Annotated in this window: 25 protein-coding genes and 1 pseudogene; 16 read left to right on the top strand and 10 right to left on the bottom strand. The window is 70.2% G+C overall.

All coding sequences use genetic code 11. The features are described 5' to 3' along the window. Positions 1–598: 598 nt before the first annotated feature. A complete protein-coding gene (locus ACIBNA_RS41835; protein ID WP_399170579.1) occupies positions 599–1,153 on the bottom strand; it encodes a QsdR family transcriptional regulator in 555 nt (184 codons plus the stop codon). A gap of 103 nt (positions 1,154–1,256) precedes the next feature. Between ACIBNA_RS41835 and ACIBNA_RS41830 the strand changes: the two genes are divergently transcribed. Then, positions 1,257–2,162: a DUF1295 domain-containing protein gene (locus ACIBNA_RS41830; protein ID WP_399170578.1), complete on the top strand. Its 906-nt coding sequence runs from the start codon at positions 1,257–1,259 to the stop codon at positions 2,160–2,162. A gap of 209 nt (positions 2,163–2,371) precedes the next feature. On the opposite strand, the gene ACIBNA_RS41825 is transcribed toward ACIBNA_RS41830, so the two are convergent. Further along, entirely contained in the window at positions 2,372–3,007 is a 636-nt protein-coding gene (locus tag ACIBNA_RS41825; RefSeq protein ID WP_399170577.1) for a response regulator, read from the bottom strand. A gap of 18 nt (positions 3,008–3,025) precedes the next feature. Beyond that, entirely contained in the window at positions 3,026–4,273 is a 1,248-nt protein-coding gene (locus ACIBNA_RS41820) for a sensor histidine kinase (protein WP_399170576.1), read from the bottom strand. 239 nt (positions 4,274–4,512) lie between these two features. Between ACIBNA_RS41820 and ACIBNA_RS41815 the strand changes: the two genes are divergently transcribed. Then, a complete protein-coding gene (locus ACIBNA_RS41815; RefSeq protein WP_062705398.1) occupies positions 4,513–4,716 on the top strand; it encodes a hypothetical protein in 204 nt (67 codons plus the stop codon). Positions 4,717–4,742: 26 nt separating this feature from the next. Next, positions 4,743–6,416 (top strand): molybdopterin-dependent oxidoreductase, encoded by a 1,674-nt coding sequence (locus ACIBNA_RS41810; RefSeq protein ID WP_399170574.1) that lies wholly within the window; start codon positions 4,743–4,745, stop codon positions 6,414–6,416. 63 nt (positions 6,417–6,479) lie between these two features. Here ACIBNA_RS41810 and ACIBNA_RS41805 read toward each other — a convergent pair whose 3' ends face one another. The 7 genes and pseudogenes from ACIBNA_RS41805 to ACIBNA_RS41775 form a co-directional block, all read right to left on the bottom strand. Next, complete coding sequence (locus tag ACIBNA_RS41805) at positions 6,480–7,736, bottom strand: MFS transporter (protein ID WP_062705400.1); 1,257 nt, start codon at positions 7,734–7,736, stop codon at positions 6,480–6,482. A 1,073-nt stretch (positions 7,737–8,809) separates the two neighbouring features. Further along, the gene (locus tag ACIBNA_RS41800) at positions 8,810–10,000 is read right to left on the bottom strand and encodes a cytochrome P450 (RefSeq protein ID WP_399170573.1); all 1,191 of its coding nucleotides are present in this window, start codon (positions 9,998–10,000) and stop codon (positions 8,810–8,812) included. Between the two features lie 10 nt (positions 10,001–10,010). Continuing rightward, a complete protein-coding gene (locus tag ACIBNA_RS41795) occupies positions 10,011–11,177 on the bottom strand; it encodes an NAD(P)/FAD-dependent oxidoreductase (RefSeq protein WP_399170571.1) in 1,167 nt (388 codons plus the stop codon). Next, entirely contained in the window at positions 11,174–11,368 is a 195-nt protein-coding gene (locus tag ACIBNA_RS41790; RefSeq protein ID WP_399170569.1) for a ferredoxin, read from the bottom strand. Before ACIBNA_RS41790 ends, ACIBNA_RS41795 begins: the two co-directional genes overlap by 4 nt. A 1-nt stretch (position 11,369) precedes the next feature. Further along, positions 11,370–11,570 (bottom strand): annotated as a pseudogene (locus ACIBNA_RS41785) (fumarylacetoacetate hydrolase family protein); the annotation flags it as partial. Positions 11,571–11,617: 47 nt separating this feature from the next. Beyond that, positions 11,618–11,959, bottom strand: coding sequence for a MarR family transcriptional regulator (locus tag ACIBNA_RS41780; protein WP_399170568.1), 342 nt, complete (start codon positions 11,957–11,959; stop codon positions 11,618–11,620). A 25-nt stretch (positions 11,960–11,984) separates the two neighbouring features. Continuing rightward, the gene (locus ACIBNA_RS41775) at positions 11,985–12,611 is read right to left on the bottom strand and encodes a hypothetical protein (protein ID WP_399170567.1); all 627 of its coding nucleotides are present in this window, start codon (positions 12,609–12,611) and stop codon (positions 11,985–11,987) included. 782 nt (positions 12,612–13,393) lie between these two features. On the opposite strand from ACIBNA_RS41775, the gene ACIBNA_RS41770 reads away from it, so the two are divergent. The 13 genes from ACIBNA_RS41770 (at position 13,394) to ACIBNA_RS41710 (ending at position 26,638) form a co-directional block, all read left to right on the top strand. Next, a complete protein-coding gene (locus tag ACIBNA_RS41770) occupies positions 13,394–14,416 on the top strand; it encodes a lytic murein transglycosylase (RefSeq protein ID WP_399170580.1) in 1,023 nt (340 codons plus the stop codon). A gap of 54 nt (positions 14,417–14,470) precedes the next feature. Further along, entirely contained in the window at positions 14,471–15,568 is a 1,098-nt protein-coding gene (locus ACIBNA_RS41765) for a sigma-70 family RNA polymerase sigma factor (protein ID WP_399170566.1), read from the top strand. A gap of 107 nt (positions 15,569–15,675) precedes the next feature. Then, entirely contained in the window at positions 15,676–16,605 is a 930-nt protein-coding gene (locus tag ACIBNA_RS41760) for an ABC transporter ATP-binding protein (protein ID WP_274815876.1), read from the top strand. Continuing rightward, positions 16,602–17,372: an MlaE family ABC transporter permease gene (locus ACIBNA_RS41755; RefSeq protein ID WP_399170565.1), complete on the top strand. Its 771-nt coding sequence runs from the start codon at positions 16,602–16,604 to the stop codon at positions 17,370–17,372. The genes ACIBNA_RS41760 and ACIBNA_RS41755 overlap by 4 nt, the downstream gene beginning before the upstream one ends. Before the next feature lie 3 nt (positions 17,373–17,375). Then, entirely contained in the window at positions 17,376–18,191 is an 816-nt protein-coding gene (locus tag ACIBNA_RS41750; RefSeq protein WP_399170564.1) for an MlaE family ABC transporter permease, read from the top strand. Between the two features lie 8 nt (positions 18,192–18,199). Further along, a complete protein-coding gene (locus ACIBNA_RS41745; protein WP_399170563.1) occupies positions 18,200–19,441 on the top strand; it encodes an MCE family protein in 1,242 nt (413 codons plus the stop codon). Continuing rightward, positions 19,438–20,475 carry an MCE family protein gene (locus ACIBNA_RS41740; RefSeq protein ID WP_399170562.1) on the top strand — a complete coding sequence of 346 codons (1,038 nt, stop codon included), beginning with the start codon at positions 19,438–19,440 and terminating at the stop codon, positions 20,473–20,475. The genes ACIBNA_RS41745 and ACIBNA_RS41740 overlap by 4 nt, the downstream gene beginning before the upstream one ends. Beyond that, on the top strand, positions 20,472–21,632 hold the full coding sequence (locus ACIBNA_RS41735) for an MCE family protein (RefSeq protein WP_399170560.1): 1,161 nt from the start codon (positions 20,472–20,474) through the stop codon (positions 21,630–21,632). The genes ACIBNA_RS41740 and ACIBNA_RS41735 overlap by 4 nt, the downstream gene beginning before the upstream one ends. After that, on the top strand, positions 21,629–22,744 hold the full coding sequence (locus ACIBNA_RS41730; RefSeq protein WP_399170559.1) for an MCE family protein: 1,116 nt from the start codon (positions 21,629–21,631) through the stop codon (positions 22,742–22,744). Before ACIBNA_RS41735 ends, ACIBNA_RS41730 begins: the two co-directional genes overlap by 4 nt. Continuing rightward, complete coding sequence (locus ACIBNA_RS41725) at positions 22,741–24,048, top strand: MCE family protein (RefSeq protein ID WP_399170558.1); 1,308 nt, start codon at positions 22,741–22,743, stop codon at positions 24,046–24,048. The genes ACIBNA_RS41730 and ACIBNA_RS41725 overlap by 4 nt, the downstream gene beginning before the upstream one ends. Then, on the top strand, positions 24,045–25,322 hold the full coding sequence (locus ACIBNA_RS41720) for an MCE family protein (protein WP_399170557.1): 1,278 nt from the start codon (positions 24,045–24,047) through the stop codon (positions 25,320–25,322). Before ACIBNA_RS41725 ends, ACIBNA_RS41720 begins: the two co-directional genes overlap by 4 nt. Continuing rightward, on the top strand, positions 25,319–25,807 hold the full coding sequence (locus tag ACIBNA_RS41715; protein WP_399170556.1) for a hypothetical protein: 489 nt from the start codon (positions 25,319–25,321) through the stop codon (positions 25,805–25,807). The genes ACIBNA_RS41720 and ACIBNA_RS41715 overlap by 4 nt, the downstream gene beginning before the upstream one ends. Positions 25,808–25,855: 48 nt before the next feature. After that, a complete protein-coding gene (locus ACIBNA_RS41710; RefSeq protein ID WP_399170555.1) occupies positions 25,856–26,638 on the top strand; it encodes a hypothetical protein in 783 nt (260 codons plus the stop codon). Positions 26,639–26,640 lie beyond the last annotated feature (2 nt).

Raw genomic sequence — 26,640 nt, 5'->3', positions numbered from 1 at the left:
CACGGGGTGCACCCGCCGTGTGTCCTCGCGGGAAACACCTCGACGATTCCCATCGCCCACACCGCGGGCTGCACTGTCACGGAGACGAACACCCCTGAGCACCCCAGCGCGCTGGTCCTTCGCGAGCGGAACCCACCGCACTGGGCGCGCGACTGGCCACGTTTCCCAGTGCCGGACACCTACAACCCCGGATGGACCGTCCTCGTGCGTCCATGACGGCCGGCGGTGCGACTCAGGACCGGTAGGGCCATGCGGCTCCCGAGGTCCACTGCGGCGCCGACGACTCCCAAGGTGCCACCGCGTCACCACCGCCCACCACTTCCTCGACGACCAACACTGACAGCCCGGGAAAAACCGTGCTGACAAGGGAGTTGACATCCGTCACGAGATCATGGTCCAGGACGGCTACCCGGTGTCACCACCGATACGGGCCAGAGTCGAACGTCTTACAGCCCCTCTGGTCACGGACAACGGGAGGAGTGACGGTCCATGGCTTCGTGGACCTGCCACCGAGCCCACAGATGGCGGGCACTTCCGGTCCGTCCGTATCCGGCCTGGCCTCGACAGCGCACACGTGGTCGAGCGTCAGGTCGGCCGGTCAGCGCAGGAGTCTGCGGATGATGGTGGTGGCGGCGCTGATGTCGGTGGGCTGCCCGGTGAGGAGCTCGCGGTAATAGAAGGACTCGGCGACCCGGACGACGGCGTAGGCGAGGGTCGGGGCGTCGATGTCGTCGGGTTCGCCGATCTCGGACTGGATGAGCCGGCTGACGGTCTCGACTATGCGGTCCTGGATGACGCCGTCACGCGAGGTCATCACCCGTAGTGCGGTGTCGGGGTGGTCGGCGACGAACCGACGCATGGCCGGCAGTTGTGCGCTGGTGGTCAGCATGGAGTGAACGAGGTCGGCGACCTTGTCGGCGCCTTGCCCGCGGCTCCGGGGGTAGATCTGGGCGAACTCGGTTGTGGCGATCGCCCAGATCGCCTCGCCGATCAGGCGGTCGCGGTCGCCGTAACGCCGATACAGGGTGGCGCGGCCGATGCCGGCCTCGGCAGCCAGCGCCCGTGCGTCGATCCAGCCGTCCCGCAGGAACATCGCGACCGCAGCGCGCAGCACCGGCTCGTCCGGGGGCAGCGGAGGCGGAACCTCTTGCATTTGAGACATCACCGTCCTAGTGTCTCACTCCTATCTGGCGAGACACATGTGTATCAGTGTCTCACTTTTGGAGGGAGTCGCCGTGGCCACAGTGAGGCGGACAATGCCGTTCGCGATCTATGTCGTGATGTTCGCGGCCCTTGCACTTCAGGGCGACCTCACGGGGTTCATGGTCTGCAACCTGCTTGTGCAACTCGCCGTCTTCGTCGTGGGTGCGTGCTTGCCGGCCCACCGCACCGGGTTCATGTCCTACGTGGATGTGGCCTGGCCGTGGGGCCTGGCCCTGATCGGGGTGCAGGTCCTGGCGTTCGGCGGCCTGGACTCGCCTGTGGCTGTCGCCACTGCGGCGATCTACCTGCTGATGGGCATGCGTATGGGCGCCTGGGCGCTGCGATTCATGGTGTTCAAGCGGTTGCCTGGTGAGTTGCCGCGGTACCAGTACCAGCGGCGCCGTTGGGAGCGGGACGGGTTCCGCAACGAGAAGGTGTCGCTCCAGGTCGAGATCATGGTCCAGTGCGGCGCCAACATCGCTGTGCTCGCGGTCCCGGCCGCGCTCGCCACCGTGCGCACGGCCGGCCTCGATGTCGTGAGTGTCGCGGCGATCGCGCTGTGGGCGGTGTTCTGGGTCTTCGAATCGGTGGCGGACCTGCAGAAGGCCCGTTTCGCCGACCGCACCCGACGAGACGGTGTGCGCCGCACCTGCGACATCGGGCTGTGGCGCTACAGCCGTCACCCCAACTACTTCGGTCAGTGGATGCAGTGGAACAGTCTCATCCTGTTGTCGCTGCCCGTGCTGATCGACCGCTGGCCACACCATCACATCGTCTTCGGCCTGCTCACGGCCCTCGCCCTTGCCTGGATCTCCTGGACCACGTACCACATGCTCGTGCACTACACCGGCGCCGTTCCCGCCGAGTATTTCAGCCGGCAACGACGCCCCGACTACATGCGCTATCAGCGCGTCACCAACCGGTTCTTTCCCGGGCCCCGACGGACCACTCATCAGTGATCCCATCCGAGGGCCCCACCGGTGGCGAGGCAGAGCGGCGGGCACGGGTGCCGCCGCCCTCCCGCACCGCTGCCGGCTCGCCTCCATCAATGGCAGCGGCCAACAGCTCAACAACCGCCTCCAGGCCATCGAACGGGACACCGGCGCGGCCTGATCGGCACGGCCCGGAAAACACCCTGCTGGCATGGGAGTTGACGTTCATCACAAGATCACCGGTGTGGTGGAGTGAGGACGCCGCGCGAGAGGGCGACGGTGACGGCTGCGGTGCGGTCGTTGACACCCAGCTTGACGAACGTCCGCAGCAGGTGCGTCTTCACCGTCGCTTCGCCGATGTACAGCTGCCGACCGATCTCGCCGTTGGACAGACCCCGCGCGACGAGGCCGAGTACCTGAACCTCGCGGGGGGTCAGCTGCTCCCTGGCCGGCGCCTGCATGTGCGTCACCAGCCGGGCGGCCACCGGCGGGGCCAGGACGCTCTCACCCCGGGCCGCCGCCCGGATCGCGTCGGTCAGGATACCGATCGGGGTGTCCTTGAGCAGGTAACCGGTGGCGCCGGCCTCGATCGCCGGCAGGATGTCGGCGTCACCTTCGTAGGTGGTCAGCACGAGCACGCGAATGCCGGGGTGCTCCTGGCGGATGCGCGCCGTCGCGGTGGCGCCATCGGTACCCGGCATCCGCAGGTCCATGAGGACGACGTCCGGGCGCGTCGCGGCGGCGAGGACGATCGCCTCGTCGCCGGAGCCGGCCTCGCCGACGACCCGCAGGTCGTCGTAGGTCTCGAGCATGCCGCGGAGGCCGAAGCGTACGACGGGATGGTCATCGACAATCAGGATGTGGACAGTCATCGAGGCGGTTCCGCCCGCTCAGTGGTCGGGTGTGGAGCTGAGATCAAGTACAGGCTGCAGGCTACGCGCCGCCTGCTCGGCCGGGGGCGGCGGCAGTTCGACCCGCACCGTGGTGCCCTGGCCGGGAGCCGATCGCACCGTGCATGTTCCGCCGAGGCTGGAGGCGCGGGTGCGCATGCCGAGTAGGCCGTATCCACCCCGGACGGCGGCCGGGTCGAAGCCCTGGCCGTCATCGGTCACGACCAGCGCCATGAGGCCGGAATCGTGGCGCAACTCCATCCGCACCGCCGTGGCGGCGGCGTGCTTGCCGACGTTGGCCAGGGCCTCCTGCGCGGTGCGCAGCAGGGCGATGTCGGTGCCGGTAGATGTGCCGGACCGCTCGCCGACGATCGAGACCTCGACGCGCGTACCCGTGTCGCGAGTATGCCGGGCGGCGAGCCGGTCCAGCGCATCCGCGAGCCCGCGGCCGGTCAGGTCGACCGGGGCCGATGCGGCGATCAGCGAGCGTGCCTCCGCGAGGTTCTCGCGGGCGGTCTTCTCCAGGATGTCGAGCTGGTCGTCGGCGGCCGTCGGATCACGGAGCAGGGTCGCCCGTGCGACCTGAGCGAGCATGAGGATGCTGGTGAAGCCCTGTGCCAGGGTGTCGTGGATCTCGGCAGCCAGGCGTTCACGTTCGGCATGGACGCCTGCCTCGTGGCCCGCGCGTTCCAGTGCGGCCCGCGTCCGGGTCAGTTCCTCGATCAGCGCGGCCCGCTTGCGGTTCTGCTCGCGGATGCCGGTCAGATAGGCGCCCAGGAGGATCGTCACGGTCATGGGTACCAGAACGGTCACGCCGACCATCGCCAGCGTGTAGCGGCTGACTCCGGCCCGCGCCACCATGGCCCAGGCGAGTTCGGCGTAGAGGATCGACAACAGCGGCAGGCGTACCCGCCACCTCGCGACCATCACGAACAACTGTGGGCAGAGCGCGAACAGCAGTGCGCCACCGATCGGGGCGATGGCGAGCAGAAGCGGGAACACGACCGCCAGGACGGCGAAGTAGGCCGCACCCCAACGCTCGTCGCGGTTCTCCATGGCTCGCGGAGCGACCAGGGCATAGCAGGCGACGATGACAGCGAGCGTACCGAGGGCAAGCAGGCGTTGTCCGAGCGCCACGGTGACGTCGGCCGCTATGGCAATGGCAAGAGGTATCGCGACGGCGCCTACGAGGACGTGCCATCCGACGCGGTAGCGGTACCCGAAGTCGACGGTGCTGCGTACTGCCACGCCCTGTCCACCTTCGCCCGCAGAGATCTGGCCGCCAGTCTACGGGCGGCCACGTCCACGTTTACGGGCGCCCACGTCCACGGTGCCCGACTCGGCGCCGAGGAACGTCCACGCACCGGTGGGGGTGTGCGTACGTCGATCGGTTGACGACGGGGTCCAACCAACCGTTGTCGCCGCCTCGGCCTCAGAACCGTCACGCTCGTTGTCGAGAACTTCGGCTCCCCACCTGGAGATACCCCATGAAGAAGAACTGGTTCGTCCTCGGCCTCGGCGCACTCCTGGCCTTTGTCGGCGTGGGCTGGACCTTGCAGGGACTCGACGTCATGAAGGGCTCGGCGATGAGCGGCGTGACGCTGTGGGCGGTCGTCGGGCCGATCGTGGCGATCGTCGGTCTCGTCGTGCTGGGTGTCGGCTTCGCCCGGCTGCGCCGGGTGAGCCGGTAAGCGCCGATCAGACGTCCGGTATCGACATGGAGACTCAGAAGACAGGTCGGCCGACACCGGGAAGACCGCCCAAGCAGTGGTATGGCGAGCTTGCCGGCGTCGCGGCCACCGCACTCGCCCTGGGCGTCGGTGAGCTGGTGGCAGCCGCGACGGGCGGGCCCTCAGCGCCCCTCGTGGCGGTAGGTGGCGTCGCCGTGGACGCCGCGCCGACTCCGGTCAAGGAGTTCGCCGTCGCGGTGTTCTACACCTACGACAAACTGGCGCTGCAGGCGGGAATCGTGCTGGTGTTGGCGGTGTTCGCCGCGTTCATCGGTGTACTGACCATGCGCCGGCTCTGGTACGGGCTGGTCGGCGTCGCTGTGTTCGGGGTGATCGGCGTACTCGCGTCAGCCACCCGGCCCAGCGCCACGTGGGCGTACCCTCTGCCGACAGTGGCCGGTGCACTGGCCGCTGCCGGCCTTCTGGTGCTGCTGCGTCGCACCCTGCCACGCCGTGCTGCGGTATCGGCGCAGGACCTGGGGGACGGCACCGGCCTGGACACGGACGTGGCGGCGCAGGGAACCCACACCCCCCTGCAGGGTGCCCGTTCGCCGTCGTCGGACACCGGCATCTCGGTGGTGGACGGCGCGGGACAGCCATCGGGCCGACGACGGTTTCTGGCGCTGGCGGTCGGGGCGATCGGCGCGGCCGCGGTGGCCGTACCGGGCGGACGCCGGCTCTGGGCACAACGTGTGGCCGCGGCCCGGGCCGCGGTGGTTCTTCCGTCCCCGTCAAGTCCGGCACCGCCACTGCCTGCCAAGGTCTCCGTCGGCGTGCCCGGAGTGGAGCCGTTCGTGACCAGGACCGCGGACTTCTACCGGATCGACACCGCTTTGACGGTGCCACAGATGGAACCGAAGGACTGGCGGCTGAGGATTCATGGCCGGGTGAAACGGCCGCTGACATTGACGTACGAGCAACTGCTGGCACGGCCGATGGTGGAGCGCTACATCACGCTGGCGTGTGTGTCCAATGAGGTCGGTGGCGAGTTGGTCGGTAACGCGCGGTGGTTGGGGGTACCGATCAAGGGTCTGCTGGATGAAGTCGAGCCGGATGACAGGGCGGATCAGGTGGTGAGCCGTTCCGTGGACGGCTACACGGCAGGTACGCCGACGGCAGCGTTGCGTGACGGGCGGGACGCGTTGCTGGCGGTCGGGATGAACGGGGAGCCACTGCCGGTCGAACACGGATTTCCGGTCCGGATGGTGGTGCCCGGGCTGTACGGATACGTATCGGCGACGAAGTGGTTGACGGAGCTGGAGCTGAGTCGTTTCTCGGACTTCAGCGCCTATTGGGTACGGCGGGATTACGCGGCGCTGGCTCCGGTGAAGACACAGTCGCGGATCGACACACCGGCCGCGGGCAAGCATCTGAAGCAAGGTCTGGTGATGGTGGCCGGGGTGGCGTGGGCGCAGCATCGTGGGGTGTCCGCGGTGGAGGTCCGCGTGGATGACGGACCATGGCAGCAGGCACAGCTCGCGGCGGTGCCGTCGGTGGACACATGGCGGCAGTGGAGCTGGCCGTGGCAGGCGACGCCCGGCGAGCATCGGCTGCACGTACGCGCCATCGACAACACCGGCCAGGTGCAGACAGGACAGGTGCACAAGCCGTTGCCCGACGGGGCGACCGGGCGGCACACGATCAAGGTCACGGTTGCCTGAGCATTTCCCGCCGGGCGGGGATTCCCGCCTGAAGACATCTTCAAAGGGCTGCGGCCCAGGCCCTCAGGCCACCTGGTCGGGCAGCGGCCCGGGCTCTGCGGCACTGGCCTGTCGCCGGGCCACCAGCAGCCCGGCAGCGACGATCGCTGAAGCCAGCCCCAGAACCCCCACGGCTCCGGCCAGCGTGCCGACCGCCGATTCCAGGGCAAGGAGCACCAGCGGGCACACGAACGAGCCGCCGAAGAAGGCAGATGTCCACAGCCCCGTGCCCCGGCCGCGATCCTCGTACTGCAACCGGGACATGGCACTGGTGAGCAACGACGGCAACAGCATGCCGGTGCCCAGGCAGTTGATCACCGCACCGACGATCATCAGCGGGACGCTGCCGGCGAGGAACATCACCCCGAAACCGGCCGCGCAGACCGTGAAGACGGCGGGCAGCATCGGCCCCGGGGAGCGCTTCAGGCGGGCGAAGGCGATCGCTCCGGCCACGGTGCCGGCGCTCGCGACCGCGGTGGCCAGACCGATCATGCCCGTGTTGGCCACTCCGAGGTCGTCGAGCAGGTACGCCATCTCCACGGGGACGGTGTAGAAGACAATCGCCGCGAAGAGGGTCAGGGCGCAGATTCCCGCCATCTGCCGCCAGAGGAACGGGCGACGTGCAGTCGGGACAACCTCCGTGCGTGGGCGCACCACCGGCCTGGGCAGGGTGAAGGCCATCACCGGGACGAGCAGCAGGCTCACCGCGTAGACCCAGAACGGCACCCGCCAGCCCGCCGCGCCGGCGGTACCGCCGAGCACGAAGAACGCCGTGGCTGACGCGGAGGTGCACATGGTCTGCAGGGCGAGGTACTTCATCCGCCGTTGGCCGGTGTAGTAGTCCCCGATCAGGGTGGTGCAGCAGGTCATGATCGCCGCCTCGGTGATGCCGACCAGGGCGCGGCTCGCGATGATCGCGCCCAGTGAGTCCAGCCAGAGCGGCGCTGTGCCAAACAGCGCGTACAAGACGGTCGCCACCAGCAGCAGACGCTTGCGGCCCAGGCGGTCCAGGATTACTCCGGCGACCGGAGCCAGCAGCGCCAGTGCCAGCGCCGGAACGGTCAGAGCCAGCGGGACAAGTGCCTTGGCACCGGGGGTCGAGGCGAAGTGTTCCTGCATCCTGGGGAGCACCGGAGCGATCAGCACCGCCCCCAGGACGGGCAGACAGCTGCCCGCCATCAGCGCGGTCACCCGCAGCCGGTGCGCCGGGCCCGACACGCTCACGGGCGGCGGGGCGGACTCATCGATCGTGGTGGAGGGCAGGGGCGAGGAAGCAGGCATGGCGACTCCGTGGACTCGGGGGAGCGGGCATGCCGCACAGGCGCCGACGGCGCTCGGCATGCTGAGGATGACCTCACGCCGACGGCGAATCCGGACAGCGGCGTGTGGGTGGGACGACTATGCGGCCTTCATGGCCCGCCGCCCACCCTCCGCGCCATCCGAATCCCGTATCCGCCCATCCACGCGCTGGATGGGGCGTCGCGGTCTCCGCAGGGCGGGCTACGGTTGCTGTCGATCGTGGTTCGGGGCTCGGGCTGCTATCGCCTTGGTGACCGCTCAGTCCCCCAGGGACCCACGTCATAGCAGTTCAGAGTCAATGCTGGGCGGACTCGGACGGGCGCTGGCGCGGTGGCGGGCTGAATGCAGGATCACTGCTGGATCGTGGCCCGAAACCGGCTCTTTCGCAGGTCATAGCGTTGCCATCGATGTTTCGGTCAACGTTTAGTGGGCGACTAAGCATTGGTGTAGCGATCTGGCAAATAGGCACGCATGAGGGCTGGGGCTGTCAAGGCGCACGATGCTTCGCCCCGGCGGTTGCTGAAGTAGGGCGCCGGGTTGCGCATCGTGGACGGGAAGTCCCGGCCGTGGTCCACCGAGCCGTGGTCAGGCGGGGTTGGCCCCATCCGGGGTCGCCCCCGTCGCTGTACCCGCTGCTGGATCCGTGCTGAATATCCTGGAGTTCACGGGCCGCTACGGGGCAACTGGAGCCCACGGCGGGCAAGTTGGTGCCGTTTCCTTGGAATGTCATCCCGGCGAGTGTTACGGCTCGTCGCGGCGGGTGGCGGGTGGCGGGTGGCGGGTGGCGGGCGGCTGGCGGCCGGGAAACCGGGCACCGGCTCATGGCGGGTGTTGGCCGCGGTTCGAGTCCTGGGCGGGAGCCACAAAACATGGCTGGTCATGTCAACGGCGCTGACCTGCGTATTTACGCCACCGTGGCGGTTGAGGGGCGGGCATGGCTGGTGCCGGTCCCACCAGGGGCGGGTTCGACGGCTGCCGAGTCCGCGAGCGCGGCGAGTAGATCCACTCCCTCGGGTTGATGTCTTCCATGACGTCAGCGGTGGATCGCGCTCTGATCAGAGCGCGACGTCGAGCCGAGCCGGGCGGCGGACCATGACCAGGCCCGGAGCGGGCTCACGGCGATAGCCGGGAGCGAGCCGCAGGTCGGGGAAGCGCTCCAGCAGCTGTTCCAGGACGACGCGGGACTCCAACCGGGCCAGTGGTGCGCCGAGGCAGGTGTGGATGCCGTAGCCGAAGGTCATCGGAGTGGCCTGTCCCGCCGGGCGGTCGAGAGAGTAGTCCGCGGCGTCGGCGCCCCAGGCCCGGTCGTCCCAGTTGGCCGACTGGAGGCTGACGGCCAGGCGGTCGCCGGGTTTGACGGGGCAGCCGGAGATCTCCCGCTCCTGCGTCACGGTGCGCAGAACGTACTGCAGGGGCGCATCGTGGCGCAGGGACTCCTCGATCGCCGTGGGGATGAGGGACCGGTCGGCGAGCAGCCGTTCCCAGTGGCTGCGGTCTGCCAGTAGTTCGTGGAGGAGGTTGGTGATCAGGCTGGCAGTGGTGTCCGTGGCGGCCAGGATCAGCTGGAGGGTGTGCATGACGGCCTCGGCCGGAGTGAGCGGTGGCTCGCCGTCAGCGGGGTGCGCGAGACCGTCCAGGACGCCCTTCCCGGTGGCCGGGGCGGCAGCCCGGGCGGCGAACTGCTCTCCGAGATAGCGGGTGAGTGCCACGAACTCCGGCATGTCGACCGGCACCTGCGGGAGGACGTCGTCGATCGCGTCGGCCCACCGGTGCAGGCGGTCCCAGTCTTCCTCCGGCAGACCGAGGAAGGCATACACCACCCGGGTCGGTACCCGACGGGCCAGGTCGTGGTAGATCTCGGCCTTCTGGCCGGGCTGCCACGCGTCGAGGATGTCGGTCACGATGTCGCGGACACGTGGTTCCTGCTTGCGGAGCACGGCGGGAGCGAACCAGCGCCTGAGACGAGCCCGCAGTGCCGTGTGGTCGGGCGGGTCCAACATGGTGATTATTGCCGCTGGCAGGTCGGCTGTCGTGCCACCGCTTTCCAGGGCGAAGTTGTCGACGGACGAGTACGCCTCATGGGCGGTGAGGACGTCCCGTACGTCGTCGTGGCGGGCGAGAAAGTGCACGCCGGGGCGCGGCTGGGACACCGGGCAGCGGTCGCGGGCCTCGGCGAGCCGGGCCGCGGGATCGGCGTTGTGGGCGGGGTCGAGCGGATCGTAGGGGGCGAGGTGCGGGAGAGTCATGGGCACGTCCTCATGTAGGGGTTGTCGTACAGGCAGGGGCAGGGGCAGGGGCAGGGGCAGGGGCTGGGGTCGGCGCTCCGGCTCCGAGCCGCTTGAGTTTTATGACGGGAAGTCGGTGATTGACGGCCACGGCGGTTGCCGTACCCCCGTCGTGGCGCCATCTCAGCAGCGCTCTGCGGTCGTCCACCGATCCGGCGAGGACTTCGGGGGCTCCGGTGAGGGGGAGTTCGCCGCTGATCTTGATATCGAGTCCGCACTGCTCGGTCCAGAAATAGGGGTCGGGCCGGTAGGGTCGCGCAGACTCCCCGTGCAGCAGGCTCGCCGCGGCCGCCCTTCCCTGCTCGACCGCGCTGGTCCAGTGGGGAGTCCGGCGCCCCTGGCGTGATACGACGTCTCCGGCGGCGACGATGCCCGGAGCGACGCGGCAGCAGGCGTCGGCGACGAGGCCGCCGCCCGCGTCCAGGGCCAGGCCGGAGTCCCTGAGCCATTCGGTGTTGGGTACGTCGCCCGCCGCGCAGACGATCACGTCGGCCTCCAGGACCGACTCCCCGCAGCGCACGCGGTGTTCGTCCAGTACGTCGACGCCGTCCGGCGCGACCCGGACCCGGATGCCGAGGTCACGGGCGGCCGCGACAGCGAGATCGGCCAGCCACGGCCCGAGCAGCCTGAGCAGCGGCGGTACGAGGTCGACGACGGTGACCTCCAGGCCGAGGGCGCGGCAGGTGCTGGCGACCTCCATGCCGAGGAAGCCGCCGCCCAGCACGATCGTGCTGCGGGCCGTGGTCAGCCTGGCGGTGAGGGTCGAGGCGTCATCCAGCGTGCGCAACACCAGGTCGCTGTCGCTGTTGAGGCGGCGTGCCCGGGCGCCGGTGGCGATCACCAGCCCGTCGTACGGTATGCCGGTGCCGTCGGCCGTTGTCACCAGACGGCCGTGCATGTCGAGCCGCGCGGCCCGTGCTCCGGTGTGGAACTCGATGTCCCCGCTCGGCGGCGGCAGTTGGGCCGACTCCGCCGACTCCCGGCCTGCCAGCACGCCTTTCGAGAGTGGAACGCGCGAGTAGGGCGGATGCGGCTCCTCGGAGAGCACGGTCACCTGGCCGTCGTAGCCCTCGGTACGCAGGCTCTGCGCCGCCGTGACCGCGGCGATGGACCCACCGACCACGACGATCCGTTTCACGGCTGCACCTTCAACGCCGCGACGGGGCATACCCGAACGGCGGCCGCGACGACAGTCTCGTGCTCCGCGTCCACCTCCTCACGCGTCAGGTGCAACTCGCCCTCGTCGTCGAGCCGGAACACGTCGGGCGCGGTCTGTTCGCACAGCCCGTGGCCCTCGCAGCGGTCGAAGTCGACCACGATCCGGGTCATCTCACTGTCCTTCCATGTATACGGTGACGGAAAGCGAAGTCGCGGCGGTCGCACCGCCGGTCTGGTTCCAGGCCTGCCGGCTTCCGCTGAGCCCGTTGACCGAGCCGTCCATCACGTCGCCGTCGCGCAGCAGTCGGCCCGAGTGGATGCCGTTGCCGGCCGGGCTGCCGGTGAGGATCAGGTCGCCGGGAAGCAGTTGGGCGTTCTATATGTCCTCCCGAATGCGGTGCCACTAATTTGGCCCGTAACTTATGATCTGGGAAATCGATTCCCTGGATATCTGAATCCAAGTGAGAAATACCCGCACGCTTCCGCCCCGGCACTGGGACGCTTCGTGAATCTGGCAAGCCTCGACCTCAACCTCGTCGTCGCCCTGCGCGCCACGAGGCCGTGGTCGGCCAGGCGGCGCAACGTCCGGTAGGCGGTGGCCCGGGACACCGACGCCGAGCCGACGAGCTCGGCGATGCTCTGGGCAGGCCGGGCGTGCAGCGCGCCGATGATCATGAGGGCAGAGCTGCCGAGGCCGTGGTGGGCGAAGGCGTCGTGGCCCATCAAACGGCCGATGACGGTGGAGTCGATGTCGGCCGCCACGCCTGTCTCAGGGGTGGGCCACTCCTCAAGTGCCGGGTCGGGGGGGGGACTGAGTGGTCCGGAAACGAGACAACGGAACAGGGACGCCATGGCGGTGGGCGCTGCCGTCGCCGAGGTACCAGGTCGAGCCCTCCCGGCCATGGCCGACCCGCAGGCGGCGCAGCCAACCTTGCGGCTTGAGGACCGTCTCGTAGACCACCCGCAGCGTCGTCCGGGAGACCCCGGCCTCCTCTGCGGTCTGCCGCTCACTGGCGTGGTGCAGGGGCCCGCCCGCGACCTCGGCGAAGTTCAGATGCGCCCGCAGCACCCGCAGCGCGGTCCGCCCCCGCTCCCCGCGCCATGGCGTCGTCTCGATCCGGTCCCGCAGCGCGGCGAGAACCTCGTACGCCTGCTGGCGCGACTCCACGACCCGCGTGCCGGCGACCGCGGCCGAGGCGCTGGCCCACACCCGGCGGATGTAGTCCAGGGCACGCGCCTGCCCAGAGCGCAGAGCGATGTGCCGGGCATGCCGACCACCCTCATGGTCGGGATGAAGCAGCAGCCGGGCCAGCTCGTCGACGGTTCCGCCGGCGCGGGCGACGTGGCAGGCGATGGCCGCCGTGACCCGGTGACCGTGCTCGGCCGCGCCCTGACGGTCATCGCGCAGGACCACGGACCGGCCGTCGGAGCCTAGCCTGCTGTAGCTTCCCGCCGCGTAGCGTCCGGTGAGGTCTCCGAGCAGGACAAGGTCAGCCGCAGCCGGAGACAGCCGGTGAAGGCCCAGTCGCTCGCTCGGGTGAATTGGACGTCGGGGTGAGTCCGTCTGCTGGGTGTGGTGTGGCACTGTGGGGTCGTCTCGCAAGGACGTGGACGCCACCCAGGCCCGCTAAAACCACGGGTGGTGTCCGGAACCGACCTCCAATCGGTGCCAGGCGAAGCCTCCAGGATGGCCGTCCTGGAGGCCTTCGTATGCCTGGCTCCTCAGCGGAGGCAGACGTCCCCATCGCGGCTCGACCGAGATCGATTCCGAGCGCCGCCAGAGGAGTCCTGACCCGCTCGACACCGCCTCGACCTCGGCCGACTCGGAGCCAAACAGAGGGCGATTGCCTCTGACTGGCTCCGAGCAGCTCGGGTCGAATCGGGGTCGAATCAGAGCGGTTTCCTCTGACTGCCTCCGATCGCCTCTGCAACCCGTCCTAGCAGGTCACAGCCGGTCCGATCCCGGAAAGCCGCAGGTCAGAAAGGTGCTCCAGGAATACCCGGCGTACAGCCCGACTCGTCTGCCGCTCCCACGCCACGCCGTACCGGTTCCGCCGACAACGTGCGCAAACCCCCGCGACGGACCCACCCCCCTCCCCCGTAGAGCAGACGACAGGCAGCTCACAGGGAGGGGAGCAGGACGTGGCGGGGCACAGGGGTAAACGCGTCACAGGTACGGCGGCCGCAGTGGCGGCGATGGTGGCGCTCACCGCGTCACAGGCGCCGGGGGCGTTCCCGGCGCGGGCCTCCGCGCCGGCGCCCAGGCAGGCACCCGCCGAGGACGGGCCGAGCGTGTCCGGCGACGCGCCGTACCGCACCGAGCTTCCGCCGCTGCGGACCGGGAAGCGCGCGGGCGGCGGGGCGGGGCACCAGGTGCTGGGCGGCGCGCTGCCGGCGAGTGTGTTCGCCGCCTATCGGCGGGCCGAGGACCGGCTCGCGCGTGAGGCGCCCGGCTGCCGGCTGCGCTGGCAGCTGCTGGCGGCGATCGGGCAGGTGGAGTCGGGACAGGCGCGGGGCGGCAGGGTGACGTCGGACGGTACGACCGCGGCGCCGATCCTCGGGCCGCGGCTGGACGGCGTGGCCTTCGCGCTGATCCGGGACACCGACGGCGGCGCCCACGACGGGGACACGGCGTACGACCGCGCGGTCGGGCCGATGCAGTTCATCCCGTCGACCTGGGCCCGCTGGGGCGCGGACGGCAACGGTGACGGGCGTACGGATCCGAACAACATCTTCGACGCGGCACTCGCCGCCGGACGGTATCTGTGTGCCGGCGGCCGGGACCTGTCCGTCCCCGCCGAGCTGGACCGGGCGATCCTCGGCTACAACCACTCGACGGCTTATCTGCGCACGGTCCGGGCCTGGTACGCGTACTTCCTGGAAGGGCACCGGGTGGTGCCGGACGGCTCCGCCGGGTCCTCCTCCGCGCGCCCGGAGCCGTCGCGGTCCCCTGCGAAGCCGAAGGAGGCCTCGCCGGTCCCCTCCGCCCGGCCTAGTGCCCCGCCGTCTCGCCTCCCGGCGACTCCCGCCTCCCCGTCCCCGGCCGGCACCCGCCCGGCCACCGAACCCGAGAAGCCGGACGAGCCACGACTTCCCGCCCCCGACCCGGACTTGGAGCTCCCCGCCCCCGACCTGCTGCCCAGCGGCGCCCCACTCACCAGTAACAGCGCGGACTCGATGACCGCCTCCCCCTCCACAACCGCCGATACTGGGCGGTAATGTCGCCCCACCGCCGGACAGCACGAGACCGGTGGTGAGCGCGAAGGGGTCCTCATGGCGACGGACATGCCTGCGGACATGCCCGCAGAGGCAGAGACACCTGCGGAGATGCACGCGGCCGACGAGCGGTGGCGGCGCATGTGGAGCCACCGCGAGCACTTGCTCAAGGTGGCCCGGCGCAGGTCGATGAGTGCGGAGGACGCCGAGGACGCGGTGCACGAGGCGATGCTGCGCGCCGCCGAGCGGCCCGACCTGGACGAGGAGCGGCTCGCGGCCTGGCTGACTACGGTGACGATGCGGCTGTGCGTCGACCGCTACCGGCAGGTGAACCGCGAGGCCGAGGTGCGTACCAGCCCGACGCTCATCGCCCCCGGCCCGGTGCCCGTCGAGGAGGCGGTGTGCGACCGGGCCGAGGCGAAGTGGCTGGCCGTTCGCAGTGGTGAGCTGCCCGCGCGGCAGGCCGAGGCGCTGCGGCTGAAGTCGGAGGACCTCGACGTCGGGCAGGTCGCCGTCCGGATGGGGCTGAGCTACCGGACCGTCGAATCGCTGCTGGCCCGGGCCCGGCGGACGCTGCGGCAGTCGCTGGCGGCCACCTTCGGGGTCGCGCTGTTCCTGATCGGATGGGGACGGCCGCGCGGAGTCGGCAGGGCGCAGTCCGTGGCCGTCGCCTCGACGGCGGCGTCCCTGGCGGTGGCGGGGCTCGTGCTGCCGTACGCCCTCGACGGCAGCGGTGGCGGGGGCGGTACGGCGCCTCGGCCCGCCGTCGTCTCGCCGGGCGCGGAGACGTTGCGGCCGGACGGCGGGGGCGGGGACCGTACGCCTCGGGGGAGTGAGCCCACGGCTGCGGCAGCCGAGCGCACACCGGCCGAGTCCCCCGCCGGCGAATCGTTCCTCCCTCTGTCCGTGCCGTCGCTGCCGGAGATCCCGGATGTTCCGGACGTCCCGGTGTCGCCGCTGCCCTTGCTGCCCGCGCCGGAAGTCCCGCAGGTGCCCGATGTCCCGCAGCCCGATGTTCCCGACCTGCCGGTGGAGCCCTCCGCCGTGCCGACGGACACAGCGGTCCCGGCGGTCCCGGAAGCTCCTCAGGCTCCGGTGGATCCCGCCGCACCGTCCGCCTCGCTCCCCGGGGCCACGGCGCGCCCGCTTCCGTAGCGCCCGGAAACCCGCTCGAAAAAAATCCGACACTCGAGCGACGGACGCCCCTCCCCTCCCCGTAGAGCAGATGTCAGAGCTGCTCCATGGGCTGAAGGGTGGACCGGATGGGTGTCGAGATCTGTGTGGAAGGGCTGACCAAGTCCTTCGGTCACCAGGTCATCTGGCAGGACGTCTCGCTGACGCTGCCCGCCGGGGAGGTATCGGTCATGCTCGGGCCCTCGGGCACAGGCAAGTCGGTGTTCCTCAAGACGCTCGTCGGCCTGCTGAAGCCGGAGCGCGGCTCGATCACGATCCAGGGCCGGGACATCACGAAGCTGCGCGAGCACGACCTGTACGAGGTGCGCAAGCTCTTCGGCGTGCTGTTCCAGGACGGCGCGCTGTTCGGCTCGATGAACCTGTACGACAACATCGCCTTCCCGCTGCGCGAGCACACCCGTAAGTCCGAGAGCGACATCCGGCGCATCGTGCTGGAGAAGATGGACATGGTCGGGCTGATCGGCGCAGAAGGGAAGCTGCCCGGCGAGATCTCCGGCGGGATGCGCAAGCGCGCCGGGCTGGCCCGGGCCCTGGTGCTGGATCCCGAGATCATCCTCTTCGACGAACCCGACTCCGGCCTCGACCCGGTCCGCGTGGCCTACCTCAACCAGCTGATCGTCGACCTGAACGCCCAGATCGACGCGACCTTCCTGATCGTCACGCACGACATCGCCTCGGCCCGCCAGGTGCCGGACAACATCGGGCTGCTGTTCCGCCGCGAGCTGGTGATGTTCGGCCCGCGGGAGGAGCTGCTGACCAGCGACGAGCCGGTCGTGCGGCAGTTCCTGAACGGCCGTATGCAGGGCCCGATCGGGATGGCGGAGGAGAAGGACGCGGCACAGGTCGAGCAGGAGCTGGCGCAGATCGACGACACCGCGCGCGTTCAGGAGCTGACTCCCCGCCTGCTGCCGGGGCCGGGCATCTCCCGGCCACCCCGCTGGGAGGCGATCGCCCGGCGCGAGGCCGCGCTGCGCCAGAAGGCGGTGGCCGGCGCATGAGCCTGTCACCCATCGGAGGGCTGCGGCACTCGGGCAGCCTCTTCGCGATGGCGCTGGACGTCGTCCGGACGATCCCCCGACGGCCGTTCCAGGCACGGGAGTTCATCCAGCAGACGTGGTTCGTCGCGAGTGTGACGATCCTGCCGACGGCCCTGGTCTCCATTCCCTTCGGGGCGGTCATCGCGCTGCAGATCGGCAGCCTGACCCGGCAGCTGGGCGCCCAGTCCTTCTCGGGTGCCGCCTCCGTGCTCGCCGTCCTGCGCGAGGCGTCGCCGATCGTCACCGCGCTGCTGATCGCGGGCGCCGGCGGCACGGCGATCTGCGCCGACCTCGGGGCGCGGAAGATCCGCGACGAGATCGACGCGATGCAGGTGCTGGGCATCGACCCCATCCACCGGCTGGTCGTCCCGCGCGTGCTGGCGTCGATGCTGGTGGCGGTGCTGCTCAACGGCCTGGTGTCGGTGGTCGGCGTGGCGGGCGGCTACTTCTTCAACGTCGTTCTCCAAAACGGCACTCCGGGCGCCTATCTCGCCTCCTTCACCACGCTCGCCCAGCTGTCCGACCTGTGGGCGGCCGAGGTCAAGGCGCTGGTGTTCGGCGCGATCGCCGGGATCGTCGCCTCGTACAAGGGACTGACCGCGAAAGGCGGGCCGAAGGGTGTGGGCGACGCGGTGAACCAGTCGGTGGTGATCACCTTCATGTTGCTGTTCGTGACCAACTTCGTGATGACCGCCGTGTACTTCCAAGTCGTTCCGCAGAGGGGTTAGCCGATGAGACTCGTCGACCGCCCGCTGAAGTCCCTGGAGTCACTGGGCGCCCAACTCTCCTTCTACGGCCGCTCGCTGGCGTGGACGGGACGCACCCTGCGCCGCTACAAGAAGGAGATCCTGCGGCTGCTCGCCGAGGTGAGCTTCGGCCGCGGCGCGCTCGCCGTCGTGGGCGGCACGGTCGGCGTGATCGCCTTCCTGTCGTTCTTCACCGGCACGGAGGTCGGCCTGCAGGGCTACGCGGCCCTGAACCAGCTCGGCACCTCCAACTTCGTCGCCTTCCTCTCGGCGTACTTCAACACCCGCGAGATCGCCCCGCTGGTGGCCGGGCTCGCGCTCTCCGCGACCGTCGGCGCCGGGTTCACCGCCCAGCTCGGCGCGATGCGGATCAGCGAGGAGACCGACGCCCTGGAGGTCATGGGCGTGCCCTCACTGCCGTTCCTGGTGACGACGCGGATGATCGCCGGGTTCGTGGCCGTCATCCCGCTGTACGTGATCGGCCTGCTGTCCTCCTACCTCGCCGCCCGCACCATCACCACCGCCTACTACGGCCAGTCGGCGGGCACCTACGACCACTACTTCCACCAGTACCTGCCCCCGGTCGACGTGCTGTGGTCCTTCGGCAAGGTGCTCGTCTTCGCCGTCCTGATCATCCTGGTGCACTGCTTCTACGGCTACTACGCCAGCGGCGGCCCGGCGGGCGTCGGCGTGGCCGTGGGCCGTGCGGTGCGGACCTCGATCGTGGCCATCAACGTCCTGGACTTCTTCCTGTCGCTGGCGATCTGGGGCGCCAGCACGACCGTACGGATAGCGGGGTGAGCCGCCCTATGAGGGTATTGAGACTGCGGTTGTACGGCGTCGTCTTCATCGCCGTTCTGGCACTGCTGCTGTCCCTGTCCGTCGCCGTCTACCGGCAGGTGTTCACGCCGGTCGTACGGATCACCCTGGAGGCCGACAGCCTCGGCAACCAGCTCGATCCGCGCGCCGACGTCAAGCTGCGCGGGCTGCTGGTCGGCGAGGTGCGCGAGGTCCGGGCCGACGGGACGAAGGCGACGCTCGACATCGCGCTCAAGCCGGAGCACGTCGCCCACATCCCGTCCGACGTGCACGCCCGCCTGCTGCCCAAGACGCTGTTCGGCGAGAAGTACGTCGACCTGGTCGCGCCGCGCGGCTCGTCGGGCCGGCCCATCCGCGCCGGTGACGTCATCACCCAGGACCGCACCCGCGTCGGCATCGAACTCCAGCAGCTGATGAACGACCTGCTGCCCCTGCTGCGGACGGTCCAGCCCGGCAAGCTCAACGCCACGCTCTCCGCGTTCGCCACCGCCCTGGAGGGACGCGGCGACCGGATCGGCGACAACCTCACGCGCCTGGAGGCCTATCTGCGCCGCCTCAACCCGCACCTGCCGTCCCTGAAAGAGGACATCGCACGCTTCGCCGACGTCGCCGAGGTCTACGGCGACGCGGCGCCCGACCTGATGGAGATCCTGCGCAACACCGTCACCACCAGCCGCACGATCGTCGAGCAGAAGGACCAGCTGGCGGCGGCGCTGAAGACCACGGCCACCGTCGCGGGCACGGCGGACGACTTCCTCGACGCCAACGGCGACCGGCTGATCACCCTCGGCCAGGTCTCCCGCCCCACGCTGGAGCTGTTCGCCCGTTACTCGCCTCAGTACCCCTGCCTGCTGGCCGGCCTGGTCCGGCAGGAGAAGGTGTCCGAGGAGGCCTTCCGGGGCGGCAAGATGCACATCACGCTGGAGGTCGTACGGCCGCAGGGGGCGTACGAACCGGGTGAGGAACCGCGCTACGGCGAGCGGTCGGGCCCCAACTGCCGTGACCTGCCGCACCCTCCGGTCCCGGCGCCCGGCGCCCACCTCGACGACGGTTCCAAGAAGGGGAGTTCGACCTCGGGCGGCCCGCTCGGCGTCTCCGCCACCCGGGCCGAGCAGCGGGCCGTCGGCTCGCTCGTGGCGCCGGTGCTGGACGTGCCCGCGGACGAGGTGCCGCCGGTCGCCACGCTGCTGTTCGGACCGATGGCGCGCGGGACGGCGGTGAGCGTCGCATGAGCACCACAGGAGCCCGGCAGACCGCCGCCCCGCTGATCAAGTTCAGCCTCTTCGCGCTGGTGACGGTCCTGGCGACGGCCCTGCTCGCCGCCACCATCGTGAACATCTCCTTCACCCCCGAGCACGAGTACCGCGCGGTCTTCAGCGACGTCACCGGCCTGGAGGAGGGCGACGACATCCGGGTGGCCGGAGTGCGGGTCGGCGAGGTCGAGGGCATCCGGATCAAGGACCGGACGCTGGCCGAGGTCACCTTCACGGTCAGCCAGGACCGGCCGCTGCTCACCGGCACGGGCGCCGTCATCCGCTACCGCAACCTGGTCGGGCAGCGGTACGTCGCGCTGACCGAGGGCGCCGGCGACGGCACCCGGCTGCGCCCCGGCGGCACGATCCCGCTCGCGCGCACCCAGCCCGCCCTCGACCTGAACGCGCTGCTGAACGGCTTCAAGCCGCTGTTCGCCGCGCTCAGCCCGAAGGACGTCAACCAGCTCGCCACCGAGATCATCAAGACCCTCCAGGGCGAGGGCGGCACCGTCAACAGCCTGCTGACGCACACGGCGTCGCTCACCACGACGCTGGCCGGCCGCGACAAGCTGATCGGCTCGGTGATCGACAACCTCAACACCGTGCTGGAGACGCTCGACAAGCGCGGCGCCCGCTTCTCCGGACTGCTCAAGCAGCTGCGCCGGGTCATCTCGGGCCTGTCCGCCGACCGCAAGCCCATCGGGCAGTCGCTCGTGAGCATCGGCGATCTGACGGGGGCCACCTCGGGACTGCTGAAGGACGCGCGTCCGCCGCTCAAGGACGACATCGCGGAACTGACCGAACTCACCGGGACGCTGAACGACAACGAGAAGACCGTGGAGGGCGTGCTGAAGCGGCTGCCGAACAAGCTGAACGAGCTGACGGGGACGGCGTCCTACGGCTCGTGGTTCAACTTCTACCTGTGCGACTTCGACGGCCGGATCGTGCTGCCGAAGACGAAGCAGGTGCTCACACCCGAGATGCACGTGGCGAGGGCGAGGTGTGGGGCATGAGCCGCAGGAAGCGTCCGGAGCCGCTGTTCAAGGTGCGGGTGGAGCCGCCGAAGCTGCCTCGCGTGCGACTGCCGAAGGTACGGCTCCTGCCGCGCCGCACGCCGCGTCCGCAGCCGATGTTCAAGGTCCGTGTCGACCCGCCGAAGCTGCCGAGGATACGGCTCCGCCGCCCGCACCTCGGCCCCTTCCGCGAGCGCAACCCCATCGTCATCGGCGCGGTCGGACTCACCGTCCTCGCGCTGCTGACCGTGGCCGCGTTCAACGCCGACCGCCTGCCGGTCATCGGCGACGGCGAGACGTACAGCGCGGCCTTCGCGGAGGCGGGCGGTCTCAAGCCGGGCGACGAGGTGCGGATCGCCGGGGTCAAGGTCGGCAAGGTCGAGGAGGTCGACCTGGACGGCGACCACGTCAAGGTCACCTTCAAGATCAAGGGCGAGCCGGGGTTCGGCACCGAGACCGGCGCGTCGATCCGGGTCAAGACGATCCTCGGCGCGAAGTACCTCGCCCTGCACCCCAAGGGGCGGGGGCGGCTGGAACCCGGCAGTGAGATCCCGCTGAAGCGGACCGTCCCCGCGTACGACGTCGTGCAGGCGTTCAGCGATCTCACCACCACGACGGAGAAGGTCGACACCGACCAGCTGGCGAAGGCGCTGGACACCATCTCGACGACCTTCGAGGACTCACCGGAAGAGGTACGGGCGTCCATCAAGGGCCTGTCGAAGATCTCCCGGACGGTGGCCTCGCGCGACAAGGCCCTCAAGGAACTCCTCGACCACGCGAACGGTGTCACGGGCGTACTCGCCGACCGGTCGGGCGACTTCACCGCCCTGGTCAAGGACGGCGACAAGCTGTTCAAGGAGATCAGTAAGCGGCGTGCGGCGATCCACAAGCTGCTGAAGACCTCCGCCGCGCTCGGCATCCAGCTCTCCGGCCTGGTCCAGGACAACGAAAAGGAGATCGGGCCCGCGCTCAAGGGCCTCAACCGCGTGGTGGAGATGCTCGAACGGAACCAATCCAACCTGGACCGGAGCATCAAGCTCCTGGCCCCCTACGTGCGGGTCTTCACCAACACCCTCGGCAACGGCCGCTGGTTCGACTCCTACGTCCAGAACCTGGTCGCCGCCCCGGTGGTACCGCGAACGGGAGGCACGCAGTGAGCAACCGCCCGAAGAAGCACCTGGCCGTACTGACCGCCCTGACCCTGGTCGCCGCGCTCACCTACGTCCTGTGGCCGCGCCCCGAGCCGGTCCGTGTCACGGCGTACTTCCCGCGCACGGTCGGCATCTACCCCGGCTCGGACGTCCGTGTGCTCGGCGTCCGGATCGGCGAGGTCAGGAAGATCACGCCGGAGGGCGGTCGGGTGCGGGTCGAGCTGGAGTACGACGCGGACCGCAAGGTCCCGGCTCACGCGCAGGCCGCGATCATCAACTCCTCGGTGGTCAGCGACCGTTACCTGCAGCTGCTGCCGGTGTACCGCAGCGGTCCGGTGCTGCGGGACGGGGACGAGATCCCCGAGTCGCGCACAGCCGTACCGGTCGAGTTGGACCGCGTCTTCGACAGCCTGCACACCACGGCCGAGGCGTTCGGCCCCAAGGGCGCCAACAAGGACGGCTCCCTGTCGCGGCTGCTCGGGGTGAGCGCCGACAACCTCGACGGCCAGGGCAAGAACCTCCACCAGACGGTCGAGGACCTCTCCCAGGCGGTGACGACTCTCTCCGACGGCCGTACGGACCTGTTCGGCACGGTCCGCAACCTCCAGGTGTTCACGGCGGCGCTGGCGGCCGACGACAAGAGCGTGCGGTCGTTCAACAGCAGCCTCGCCAAGGTCGCCGAGCAACTCGCGGGCGAGCGGGGGGACCTGGCGGCGGCGCTGAAACACCTCGGGACGGCGCTCGGTGACGTGTCCGCCTTCGTGAAGAAGAACAAGAAGTCGCTGACGTCGAACGTGGAGGGCCTGAGCAAGGTGACCAAGGTGCTAGTCACCCAACGGGCGGCACTGGAGGAGCTGCTGGAGGTCGCGCCGACCGGCATGTCGAACCTGAACAACGCCTACAACCCCTCCGCGGGCACCCTCGACACCCGCAACAACCCCGACCACCCGCAGGATCCGGCCTCACTGCTGTGCTCGATCCTGAAGACAACAGGGGAGAAGACCGACTGCAAGGACCTGAGGGACCTCTTCGACTCCCTACCCGAAGTGCCCCAGGGCACCGCGGTCACCGGCACGGTCGACCGCAGCCTCGGCGGAATCCTGGGGGCGAGCGCATGAGGCCACTGCGCAAGGCCGGGGCCGTCGCCTGGGCGGCCGTCGGGACGCTGCTGATGTCCGGCTGCCAGTTCAACGGCTGGTACGACGTCCAGCTCCCCGGCGGAGCCGCCGCCGACGGCCACGCCTACCACGTCACCGTCGAGTTCCGGGACGTCCTCGACCTGGTTCCGCAGTCGGCCGTCAAGGTCAACAACGTCACTGTGGGCGCGGTGGAGAAGGTGGAGCTGGAGGGCTGGCACGCGCGGGTCCGCCTCCGGGTCGCCGACTCCGTGAAGCTGCCCGCCAACGCCATCGCCGAGCTGCGGCAGACCAGCATGCTCGGCGAGAAGTACGTGGCTCTGTCCAGGCCGGCGGAAAGCACGCCGGTCGGCCGGCTCCGCGACGGTGATGTGATCCCCCTGTCCCGCAGCGGCCGCAACCCGGAGATCGAGGAGGTGCTGTCCGCGCTGTCCGCCCTGCTCAACGGCGGTGGCGTGGCCCAGCTCAAGACGATCACCACGGAGCTGAACAAGGCCCTGGAGGGCCGGGAGAACCGGGTCAAGTCCCTGCTCAAGGAACTCGACACCTTCATCGGCGGCCTGGACGACCAGCGCCAGGACATCGTCCGCGCGCTGAAGGCCGTCGACCGGCTGGCCGAACGGCTGGGCAAGGAGAAGACGACGATCGCCGAGGCCGTCGACGCGATGCCGCCCGCCCTGAAGATCCTGGCCGACCAGCGCCGCGACCTGACGAGGATGCTCACCGCCCTGTCCAAGCTGGGCAAGACCGGCACCAAGGTGGTCAACGCCTCGCACGAGGACACGGTCGCCAACCTCAGGCAACTGCGGCCGATCCTGCAACAGCTCAACAAGGCGGGCAGCGACCTGCCCAACTCCCTGGAGCTGCTGACGACGTACCCGTTCCCGCGCAACGTGGTGGACGCCATCAAGGGCGACTACGTCAACCTGCACGTCACGGCGGACCTCGACCTGGCCGGCATCTACGGCAACCTGAAGGACGAGCCGGGCGGCGGGAACGGCGGGGACACTCCCGGGCTTCCCGAGACCCCGGACCTGCCCGACGTACCGGATCTCCCGGACGCGCCGGATCTGCCGGATGCGCCGGACGTGCCGACGCCCACCGCGCTGCCGAGCGGTCCGAGCGTGCCGTCGTCCCCGTCGGACCGCTCGGGCGGCGACGATCCGCTGTGCCCGCCGGTGTGCACCGCCGGCTACGGCTCCAGCGGCCACCGCGCCGGGGGCGACTGGCCCGAGGGGATCAACCTCGAACTCGCCGAGCTGATGCTGAAGGGGGTCCAGCCGTGATCACCCGTACGGTCAAGGCACAACTGATCGCCTTCGCCACCCTCACCGCCGTGGGTGTGTCGTACGTCGGCGCCGAGTACACGGGCCTGGTGGACGAGGTCCTGGACCGCGGCTACACCGTGCGGGCCGACTTCGCCGACTCCGGGGGCGTCTTCCCCGGCGCCGAGGTCACCTATCGCGGGGTGCCGGTGGGCAAGGTCGGCGCACTGCGCCTGACCGGCCAGGACGGGGTCTCGGTCGCGCTCGACATCGAGGACGGGGCGCCGCGCATCCCGGCGGACACGCTGGCAGTGGTGGCGAACCGTTCGGCGGTGGGCGAGCAGTACGTCGACCTCCAGCCCCGCACCTCGAACGGCCCGTACCTGCTGAACGGCAGCACGATCCCGCGCGAGAGCACGCGGGTGCCGCTGCCGGCGACGGACATGGTCCTCAGCCTGGACCGCCTGGTGAACTCGGTCGGCAAGGACGACCTGCGGGTCACGGTCGACGAGTTGGGCGAGGCCTTCGCCGGCACCGGCCCGAACCTGAGCCGCCTGGTGGACTCGGGCAACGCCCTGGTCGGGTCGGCGTCCGAGGCGCTGCCGGAGACGATCGCCCTGATCGAGGACTCACGGAAGGTCCTGAAGACGCAGGCCGACCAGGGCTCGTCGATCAAGTCGTTCGCGCGCGATCTGGCGGCGCTCTCGGCCCAGTTGAAGGCCAGCGACGGGGACCTGCGCAAGCTGATCGGCAACGCGCGGCCGGCGGCGCAGGAGCTGAACTCGCTGCTGAAGTCCACCGGGCCGCAGCTGTCGGTCCTGCTGGCCAACCTGATCAGCGGCGGCCAGGTCACGCTGGCCCGCCTGCCCGGCGTGGAGCAGGCCCTGGTCACCTTCCCGCTGATGGTCGCGGGCAGCTACACGGTCGTCCCGGGCGACGGCACCACCCACTTCGGCCTCGTGCTGAACGCCGACGACCCGCCGGCCTGCACCAAGGGGTACGGCACGGCACGCCGCGACCCCGCGGACACCCGCACACGCGAGGCGAACACCGACGCCCGCTGCACGCTCCCGCGCGGCAGCGAGTCGTCGGTACGGGGCGCGCAGAACGCCCCGGGCGCGTCGACCGCAGACGGCGGCGCGAACCAAGCGACGTACGTCACCCCGTACGACCCGGAGACCGGCACCACCACCGGCCCGGACGGAAGGAACGTCGAGATCGGCTCGACGGGCGGCCAGCAGGCCGCGTTCGGAAAGGAGTCGTGGCAATGGCTGCTCGTCGGCCCCATGGCATGAGGCCGGTGCGACCCGGAGCGCTGACGGCGGGACTCGTCGCGGCGACCGTCATCACCACCGCACTGGCACTCTGGCTGGCCTTCGGCCTCTACGCACAGCGCGAGGCGGACCAACGACGCCAGGGCATCCTGGCCGCGGCCCGTCAGTCGGCACTGAACTTCACCTCCCTGGACTACCGCCACTACGGCCGTGACAGCGCGAACGTACTGGCGGGCGCGACCGGCGAGTTCAAGAAGCAGTTCACCGCACAGACGGACCAGTTGACGAAGCTGGTGGCCCAGAACAAGTCCGTGTCGCAGGGCCAGGTCCTGGAGGCGGGCATCGTCCGCTCGGACGAGAACTCGGCCCGTGTGCTGGTGGTCGCCGACAGCAAGGTGACCAACACCGCCGTGCCCGAGGGGGAGGCGCGCACGTACCGGCTCCAGCTCGACCTCGTGCACAAGGACGGCCGCTGGCTGACGTCCGACGTCGAGTTCGTCGGCTGATCCACGGGCCGATTCGCCGACCGACAAGCACCGACGAGGAGTACCACCATGCCGAAGACGACCACAGGCCGCGCCCCCGGTCCCGGCACCCGCCGCACCATGACGGCGGCCGCCCGCGCGGCGGCGAAGCGCGCCGAGCGCGGCCACCCCGGAGCGGGCGCGGAGACGGCCGGCGACGAGGAGTCCCCGCGCCGGGCCGAGCTGCCGCCCGCCGGACGCACCGTCCTCATCGAGGCCCCGAAGGACGGCTGGGACGACCCGCCGGAGCCGTCGCCGGAGTCGTTCGAGGAGGACGGGCCGCAAAAGCGCAGCGAGCCCGGCCCCGGCGGCCGTCGAAGGCTGCTCACCCTGGTCCTGGCCGTTCTGCTCGTCGTCGGCCTGGCCGCGCTCGCCGCCCTGGGATGGCAGTACCGCGACGGCCGCCTGACGGAGACCGCCCGGACCGAGGCGCTCGCGGCCGCGCGGAAAGCGGCGCCGATCGTCCTGTCGTACGACTACCGCCGCCTGGACAAGGACTTCTCCCGGGCCCGCGCCCACCTGACCGGCGACTTCCGCGACGAGTACGGCAAGACCACGAAGACCGTGGTCGCCCCGACGGCCAGGAAGTACCACGGCGTGGTGAAGGCGACGGTCGCCGCCCCCGGCTCCGGCGCCGCCCCGGCCGCCTCCGTCGTCTCGGCCTCCCCCGACAAGGTCGTGGTCCTGCTCTTCGTCAACCAGGTCACCGAGAGCACCCAGGTCTCGGGGTCCCGCGTGGACCTGAACCGGGTGCGGATGACGATGGACCGCACGGGCGACGGGTGGAAGGTGAGCGCGGTGGACGCGCTGTGACG

Origin of the sequence: Streptomyces sp. NPDC050164 (assembly GCF_044459945.1) — a bacterium.
Taxonomy (GTDB): domain Bacteria; phylum Actinomycetota; class Actinomycetes; order Streptomycetales; family Streptomycetaceae; genus Streptomyces; species Streptomyces coeruleorubidus_A.
The sequence above is the reverse complement of the archived record's forward strand: the minus strand, read 5'-3'. Positions and strand labels throughout refer to the sequence as shown.